This is a genomic window from Chitinophaga sp. (assembly GCF_035564935.1).
Lineage (GTDB): Bacteria > Bacteroidota > Bacteroidia > Chitinophagales > Chitinophagaceae > Chitinophaga.
This window is the reverse complement of sequence record NZ_DATMTE010000628.1, coordinates 1-8,410: the sequence shown is the minus strand read 5'-3', so window position 1 is coordinate 8,410 and position 8,410 is coordinate 1. Positions and strand designations below refer to the sequence as shown.

At 49.4% G+C, this 8,410-nt stretch carries 8 protein-coding genes; 6 read left to right on the top strand and 2 right to left on the bottom strand.

The window, feature by feature from the left end; translation table 11 throughout:
• The first annotated feature begins 85 nt into the window (after positions 1-85).
• Positions 86-2,704: a 4-alpha-glucanotransferase gene (locus VN105_RS15990; RefSeq protein WP_325642531.1), complete on the top strand. Its 2,619-nt coding sequence runs from the start codon at positions 86-88 to the stop codon at positions 2,702-2,704.
• Positions 2,705-2,753: 49 nt separating this feature from the next.
• Entirely contained in the window at positions 2,754-3,794 is a 1,041-nt protein-coding gene (locus VN105_RS15985; RefSeq protein ID WP_325642530.1) for a dipeptide epimerase, read from the top strand.
• Here the strand turns inward: VN105_RS15985 and VN105_RS15980 are convergent.
• Positions 3,770-4,045, bottom strand: a complete 276-nt coding sequence (locus tag VN105_RS15980) for a hypothetical protein (RefSeq protein WP_325642529.1) — start codon at positions 4,043-4,045, stop codon at positions 3,770-3,772. The genes VN105_RS15985 and VN105_RS15980 overlap by 25 nt on opposite strands.
• Positions 4,026-5,561 carry a C25 family cysteine peptidase gene (locus tag VN105_RS15975; protein ID WP_325642528.1) on the bottom strand — a complete coding sequence of 512 codons (1,536 nt, stop codon included), beginning with the start codon at positions 5,559-5,561 and terminating at the stop codon, positions 4,026-4,028. Before VN105_RS15975 ends, VN105_RS15980 begins: the two co-directional genes overlap by 20 nt.
• A 165-nt stretch (positions 5,562-5,726) precedes the next feature.
• Between VN105_RS15975 and VN105_RS15970 the strand changes: the two genes are divergently transcribed.
• The 4 genes from VN105_RS15970 to VN105_RS15955 all read left to right on the top strand — a co-directional run.
• Positions 5,727-6,950: a PmoA family protein gene (locus tag VN105_RS15970; protein WP_325642527.1), complete on the top strand. Its 1,224-nt coding sequence runs from the start codon at positions 5,727-5,729 to the stop codon at positions 6,948-6,950.
• Positions 6,951-7,096: 146 nt separating this feature from the next.
• Positions 7,097-7,405 (top strand): hypothetical protein, encoded by a 309-nt coding sequence (locus VN105_RS15965; RefSeq protein ID WP_325642526.1) that lies wholly within the window; start codon positions 7,097-7,099, stop codon positions 7,403-7,405.
• Between the two features lie 19 nt (positions 7,406-7,424).
• Complete coding sequence (locus VN105_RS15960; protein WP_325642525.1) at positions 7,425-7,949, top strand: hypothetical protein; 525 nt, start codon at positions 7,425-7,427, stop codon at positions 7,947-7,949.
• Positions 7,950-7,963: 14 nt separating this feature from the next.
• Positions 7,964-8,410, top strand: a 447-nt coding sequence (locus tag VN105_RS15955) for a hypothetical protein (protein WP_325642524.1), incomplete at its 3' end; no start/stop codon positions are given.

Sequence of the window (8,410 nt, the reverse complement as noted above, 5' to 3'; positions counted from 1 at the left end):
AGGGTAATCGGTGTAATCAGTTTAATCCTGAGTCAGACAAACTCCGCGTTTTTTCCTTACTTTGGTCCGGCATAGCCTGGACCAGATGAATTACACCATACGATTTTATACCCATTACCATACTCATTACGGGCAGGAGTTGTACCTGCTTGGTAACTTACCTGCTCTGGGCAATGATATACCCTCACAGGCATGCCGTATGCAATGGGGAATTTCATCGTGGTGGTATACAGAGATCCGGCTGGCCCCGGGAGCTCCTTTCACTTTGCGATACCAGTACCTGCTGAAAGAAGGGGAAGAAGTGATGTATGAAGGCGCTGTGCGGGAGTTTGTTTTTACGCCCGGAGAACAGCAGGATCTTGTTTTCATAGATGCCTGGAACGATGCTTCCCGCCCGGAGAATGCCTGGCTAACGGCACCGTTCTCACGTGTTTTTTATAAAAGGCCTGCCACAGTTATACCACCGTTACTAACGGCCACGCATATATTTCGCGTGCAGGTTCCCCTGCTGGATGCCGGCAAAACCGTTTGCCTGCTTGGTAGTAACCAGTTGCTGGGCAACTGGGATACCAGCTATCCGCTATTGCTGCAATACGATGAACAGGGCTGGTTTTCCATAGCGCTGGACCTTTCCGGGGAAACGGCGCCGCTGTATTATAAATACGGCATTTACGACCTGGCACAGCAACAGTTCCTCCAGTTTGAAAATGGCAGTAACCGCGAGCTGCATACCACCGCCGTACCCGGGCGGCAGGTAATTTTGCACGACGGCTTTTTGCGGATGGCGTATACACCCTGGAAAGGCGCCGGTGTGGCTGTTCCTGTGTTCAGCTTGCGCAGTGCAGAAGGATTTGGTACCGGCGAATTTGCCGATCTGCCTGCATTAGCACAATGGGCGCAGCATAAAGGTTTGCAGCTGATACAGCTACTGCCGGTAAATGATACCACGCAAACCGGTACCTGGAAAGATTCTTATCCATATGCCGCTATCTCTTCCTTTGCCCTGCATCCGCAGTACATCCGCTTACAGGACGTGGGTATGCTGCCTGCACAACATCCCCTGCAAAAACAGTTTGACCGGCTACGGCAATGGCTCAACGAAAAAGAATACATCGACTATGAAGAAGTAATGTCGTTTAAGCTGGCGTACCTGCAGGAGCTGTATGAAGCAGAAAAACAGCAGTGGCAAACACCCGGCTACCGCCGGTGGTTTGCGCTGAATGAATATTGGCTGCTGCCTTATGCGGCCTGGTGTTTTTTGCGTAACCGCTATGGAACAGGTGATTTTAACCGTTGGCCCCTGTATAACATATACGACTACACGGCAGTGAAACAATTGATCACTGTGGATGAAGAAGCCAGCCATACAGCGCATTATCATTTCTTTGTACAGTACCATCTCCACTGCCAGCTGGCGGCTGCAAGAACCGCGGTCCATAATTGCAACGTAGCCCTGAAGGGGGATATTCCCATAGGCGTAGCCCGCTATAGTGTGGATACCTGGATGAACCCGGCGCATTACCACCTGGATATGCAGGCGGGCGCACCACCTGATGGATTCACTACAGAAGGCCAGAACTGGGGGTTTCCCACCTATAACTGGCAACGTATGATGGAAGATGGGCTGGAATGGTGGCAGCAGCGTCTTCGCCACCTGTCTGTTTATTTTGATGCCTTCCGTATTGATCATATCCTTGGTTTCTTCCGTATCTGGCAGATCCCCCTGGATGCCACACAGGGCATACTGGGATATTTCCACCCGGCGATACCCGTAAGCCCCGGGGAGATGCGCCGCCGTGGGATCAGCTTTGAAGAAAGCCGGTATTGCCTGCCCTATATAACAGGCGCTATCCTGGATGAACTATTCGGCAATTACGCTGGGATGATGAAAGAACAACTGATGCATCCCTTACCCGACGGACGTTATCAGCTGCTGCCGGCGTACAGCACGCAACGGAAAGTAATGGAATCGGCATTGCCGGAAGAAGTAAAAAAGATCCTCTGTACCCTGATAGCAGATGTATTATTTATAAAGATAACCGGCCCCGGAGAAACGTTGTACCATCCCCGTTATGATATGACGGCTACCCGGTCGTTTGCCGCACTGGATAAGGATAGCAGGGAACAACTCCAGGCATTGTACCACGAATACTTTTACACCTGGCAGGAAAACCGCTGGCGCAGGGAAGCGCTCTATAAACTGCCCCTGATAAAACGAGCCACCCAAATGCTCATTTGCGGGGAAGACCTGGGCATGGTACCCGCCTGTGTGCCGGGCGTAATGCAGGCGCTGGGCATTTTAAGCCTGGAAATTGAACGCATGCCCAAATCCGGGAACAAACGCTTTACTGATATCTCAAAGGTGCCCTATCTGTCTGTTTTAACGCCTTCCACGCACGACATGAGCACCCTGAGAGGATGGTGGGAAGAAAATGCAGCTGTTTCCCGGAAATATTATCAGCAACAGCTTCAACATACCGGTCCTGCTCCTTCTACCGCCACCCCGGAGCTGCTCCGCGAAATTATTAGCAGGCACATGACTTCGCCCGCCATGTGGCGCATCTTCCAGGTACAGGACCTGCTGGCTGCTGAAGCCCCGGAAAGTAACCGGCACCCCGATACGGAAAGAATAAATATCCCTGCAGTAGCATCACATTACTGGCGTTACCGCATTCCGCGAATTTTAGGGGAGCGCACAACGTAAACAATCTCACAAATGCGTTGTATTTTCATGGAAAGAACCCGTTAGCAAAATGAAGCTCACCCTTTATCCTTTTGAACTGAAGTTCAGGCACACCTTTACCATTTCCCGTAAATCAAAAGACGTGCAACCCCTGCTGGTAGTAAAGCTGGAACAGGACGGCCTGGGCGGGCTCGGGGAAACCGCCGATAACGCTTATTACCAGATGACCGTGCCCAGGTTAATGGAAGCCATTGAACAACACCGTTCTTTTATTGAGAACTATACGCTGCATACACCGGCTGCTTTCTGGCAGGATATGTACCCGTTGCTGCAGGAGAATATGTTTGCGCTTTGCGCACTCGACATAGCGGCATGGGACCTGTATGCTAAACAACAACAAAAAAAACTCTATGAAGTATGGGGATTGGATGTATCCCACAATCCGCTTACCGATTATACCATAGGGATTGATACGATAGAGAACATGGTGAAAAAACTGCTGGAATTTCCCTGGCCTGTTTATAAAATAAAATTAGGTACTAAAGAAGATATTGCTATTGTTAGGGAGCTGAGACAACATACCACGGCTGTTTTCAGGGTAGATGCCAATTGCGCATGGGGAGTGGAGGAAACCCTTCGCAATGCGATTGCATTAAAAGAACTGGGCGTGGAATTTATAGAGCAACCCATGGCCGCCGCTGATAAGGAAGGGATGAAGCGGGTGTACGAAAAAGTGGTATTACCGGTTATTGCAGACGAAAGTTGTATTGTAGAGCAGGATGTAGCCCAATGCCAGGGCTATTTCCATGGCATCAACATCAAGCTTACCAAGTGTGGTGGCATAACGCCGGCACTGCGGATGATTGCTGAAGCAAAGCGTATGGGCATGAAGGTGATGACGGGCAGTATGAATGAGAGTACCGTGGGCACTTCTGCGGTAGCGCATCTGCTGCCTTTATTGGATTATGTGGATATGGACGGTCCGTTGCTGCTGGCCGAAGATAGTGCAGACGGCATTAAGATGGAAAACGGGCGTATCATTTATGCCAACAGGTGGGGAACAGGTGCGGAGTTGCTGCCTGCAGGTCATTCCTCTTCTTTCCAGGTTTGAGCCAGGAAAACATAATCTTCAATACAACCGGTGGTCACAATAGTTTTGCCGGCCAGCGGCATCAGCGGATTAGGCATAAAAGGATTGGCTCCCGACGGGCGTATCAGGTAATCTCCCTGGTCTGTAACCAGGAATACACCGAGGTGTTCACTTTTACTGTGTTTGCCAAATGTACGGAGCACCAAACGCCCGGTAAGTGTAATAAAGGGACTGTTTTCGTCCCTGTTGCTGTTATCTGCTGACATATTCACGATACCCCAGTATTTGATTGTTTTTTTCTTTCACCACTATCACCTTTGTAGAAGGAGAGTCCCCAATGGTGGCAGATTCCGAAAATACGTGAAATTTTACAGATGGCATGGCGCCGCTCACATCTTCTTTTACTGCGGGATTGTTTTTCCTGTTTACAAATACTTTCGGATCCCTTTTTTCGGTAAAGTTTTTTTCATCGAGCAGCCGGTGCATGGCCTGGTGCAGCGCCGGGTCTGTGGCATGCGCACTGTCCGACGGCTGTGGTACGGCAATAAAGTCGTCCAGCATTTTACCCCTGGCTTCCAGGTTATCACGGCGGTTTTGCAGGGTATTTACAAAAAGCTGTGTATCGCTTGTGCTGCTGGGGTCTTTGTCGTTGATCACCGGTTGCCAGGACGGATCGCCCAGCAGGTAGAATTGGGCGGCTGTTTTCAGCTCATAGGGGTCCAGCGTGGGGCCCATTTCGTTCAGGAACCGCTGCCTGGCTTCCAGCAGGGCCCTGCCGGTGGAGGCGCCGTTCAGCACATTGATCACGAAATACTGCGTGAGCAGATCTGCCAGTCCCTGCCCGGTTGGCGGGCCGTAAGCGATATTGGAACTACCCACAAAAGCCAGGGCATGATTCAGCAGGTAGCTATTGGCCATGCTGATCCGCCTGCCGCTGTTTTTCTTCGGGTCAAATAACTGCCCGCCATAGCAGCATTCAGCCGCTACAATAGTCCCGTGGGTAATTTTATCTTTTAGTATATCAGACCTCATTGCCAGTGGAAACTCGGTGGATTTCTGACCATAGAACCCCGGGTTATAAATAGCCCCGTGGCAGTTAATGAAATGCGTTTTTGCCTGTAGCTGTGCAGCGGTCCAGTTGGTACCATTCAGCGCGGCATCGCTGCCGGGAAATATCAGGAGGTTGCTGTTGCCGCCAAAAATGTTCTGCAGGGTGTTCTGCGTGGAATTTTGCCAGTCGTACGTACTCATGGAAAAATAGGGGAGGTAGTCGCCTTGTTTCGACGGCGCCGCTGCCAGTATATTGGAGATCAGTGTATGCAGGTACGAAGCGTCTGCTACGCCGGGTATATCGGGTAAACGGCCTACCACGCGCGTAGGTGAAATGAATTTACCCGGGTCTGTATCATAGGGCGTATCGCATGCATAAGGCAGATCGCTGGGAATAAAAGTATCCGGGTCATTGTCGCCCGGCAACAGGTTCTTCAGCCGCTGGAAAGGAATAACGTCCTGTGATCCCAGCAACAGCAGGTATCCCGGTGAAAAGAAACGGTATAATTCATCGATGGCTTTTTTGTTCTGGGCGTCATCCAGCGGCTCCGTTACTGGGGTCGACTGGCAGGTCTGCATCTGCGCAGCGTCATCAAGAAAAATAATGTGCGCATCCAGGTGCCTTTCGTTATCAAATGCCTGCAATATGTTGATATCATCCAGGATCTGCTGGTGAGCATCGCCGTATTTCTGTTGAAGGGCGGATTTATTGGTTATAATGAGTTTTGTTGTCAGCATGTTTTTTTGTGGGGCTGCCATATTTATCCTGATTGAGCGTTCAAAAATATTGAATTAAAGGATAATATGGTACCAGCCTTTAAACAATATTCGTATTTCTCTGCGCAGGGTATTTGCATACTGAAAAAGTAAAACGTATTTTTCGGTCAACGTATTGGACCTGTTATGAAAAAATTTCGCCTGTTATCGCTGCTGTCTGTTTTAATTTATTCCGGTGTTCATGCACAGGTAATTGCCCGTTTTACGGTGAAAGCCGGTAAGGTGAACCGTTATAACAGTGTGATTTATACAAGTGTGCCGGCTTCCGCCGGCATCCCGGTAACGCTGGAAGAGGTAACAGGTAATAAACGTGTACCCGTTGCCGTTAATGAACGTGCAGGGCAGCTCTGCTGGATCCTTACAGGGAATACGGCTGCAGGTACCGAAAGAAAATATGAACTGCGCAAAGGAACCCCTGCTGCAGACACAATTATGACAGCCCACCGCATTAACGGGCATGTATTGCTGGCCCAAACCGGCCGGCCGGTGCTGCAATATAATTTTGAAACAGTGAAGGCGCCCGCCGGTGCAGACACCGTATATAACCGCAATGCATTTATCCATCCGCTCTGGGCGCCAAACGGCGTAGTACTTACCAACATCTTCCCGAATGCGGGGCATACCCATCACATGGGCATCTGGAACCCATGGACCCATACCCTTTTTGAAGGACGTGAAACTGATTTCTGGAATGTGCAGAAGAAAGAAGGGAAAGTGCGGTTTGCCGGTAACCTGGAAACATTTTCCGGAAGTGTTTGGTGTGGATTCAGCGCCAGCCAGGATCATATTGCGCTGCTGAAAGATGGTACCGAAAAAACAGCCATTCATGAAACATGGCTGGTACAGGCCTATCCCGCCACCAATAACGGCGCCCGCCGCCTCTGGGATTTTACTTCCTCTTTTACCCCCGCTACACCTACCGGCATTACTTTGCTGCAATATCGCTATGGCGGCGGCTTTGGATTGAGAACCACCGCTGATTTCACCGATAAAACCAGCCACGTGCTTACTTCAGAAGGCAAATCACGCAGGGATGCCGATAGCACCCGTGCGCGCTGGGTGAAAATATCCGGCGTTACCCCCAACGGAAAGGCAGGAATGCTGATCATGAACTATCCTGATAACTTTGATTCACCTGAACCCCTGCGCGTTTGGCCGGAAAATACTGAAGGCGGGGAACTGATGTTTAATTATACGCCCACCCGTATGAAACCATGGCAGTTATATCCCGGCGCCCGCTACCAGCTGAAATACAGGGTAATGGTATATGATAATGATATCACCGCAGAAGAAGCAGAGGCGGCCTGGCAGGATTACGCATATCCACCGGAAGTGGTGGTGATGCAATAAAGCAGCTTGCATCTTATTTTTTTTTCAGTTATTTTCGTAAAGGTGAATGATTCGGTTTCAATTCGGTTAACCTCGAAGAAGCCTTGTGAACGGCAGTATTTACATCAGCCCTGAATTTTATTTAATAACCCTTAACCATCATCCTGATGAGCAATTTAAATGAACCGGGGAAAGACGTGTATCCCGACAAACCGGAAGAAGATGATGATCCGCCTTCCTGGGGAGGTGTTATCGTTGGCCTGCTGCTGGGTATAGCCGGTATTGCACTGATCTTTTACCGTTATAAACAATTCCATGCTGTTAGCGATGCTTCTATCAGTATCACTAAAATCGAAATGCTGATTTACAAGGTGACAGGTGAAAGCACCTGGGCACTGATGGCAGCTTATGGAGTAGTGGCGCTGGCCGGATTCTATCTCGCTATCAGCAACTACAACAAACTGCGGTCAAAGTAGAATTTCAAAACCATATCTGATGAATAACATTGCAGAGCTGAGAACCAAGCTGCTGGAAATCCACGAAAAAGACAGGAAGCAGACCGTCAATGCCCTGATCACCGCAGAAGTATTTGCCATACTGCTTTTTGGCCTTATCGGCTACAGCATTTTTGCCGGAAAAAGCGGTGAAACACCATCCGGTGTGCTCTATATACTGCTGTTTATGCCTGTAGGGGTGCTGATCCCGTATCTTTTCATGTTTGCGCAGATCAGGAAACGTCCTGAAAAAATAAATGATTTTGTAAACCGTCTGGAAAGAGGGGAAGTAGTAAATAACGTTGATACCTATACGGATTACAAACTTATTTTGCCGCTGCGGATCATCAGGGTGCGGCTTTTCCCGATGGAATATGCGCATATACGTTTGGGAGAAAGCCGTTCTTTTTTCAAGCTGCCGCTGTCTTCCGAAAATGTACAGCCGTTTAAGGCATTCATCAGCCAGCCTGCTACCGGTTATGCCAACAGTTTAGGGGGCACTTCCGCCCATTGGTCTTCTAACTGATAATATCATTTAAGATGAAAACATTGGAAGAATTTAATGCCTTCCTGGATCAACAGCTCAGTAGTGAACTGAATACGCTGGAACAGCAGCGTATTGCCGGCCGTAACTGGATACGATGGATGTGGGTGGCCACCCTGGCGCCCTTTGCCATTTTTGTTTTTTTTATTGTGAGAATTTCTATGCGATCCGTCGGCAACGCGGCGGCCGGGCATTCCATGAACTACGGGAACCAGGTGTTCCTTTTGGCGGGGCTGGTATTGCTGGTTACGCTGGCTGGTTATGCGGCGCGCTATTTTATGATGAAACGTAAAGGGATGCACGAGGCTACAGATTACCAGCATGATTTTAAGCACCGGGTTGTTAAACCACTGATCAGCTTCCTTAATCCCGCTTATCAATACCAGCCGCTGAACCACGCCAGTTATGAAGAGTTTACGGAAAGCGGGTTATTTGAGCCGAAG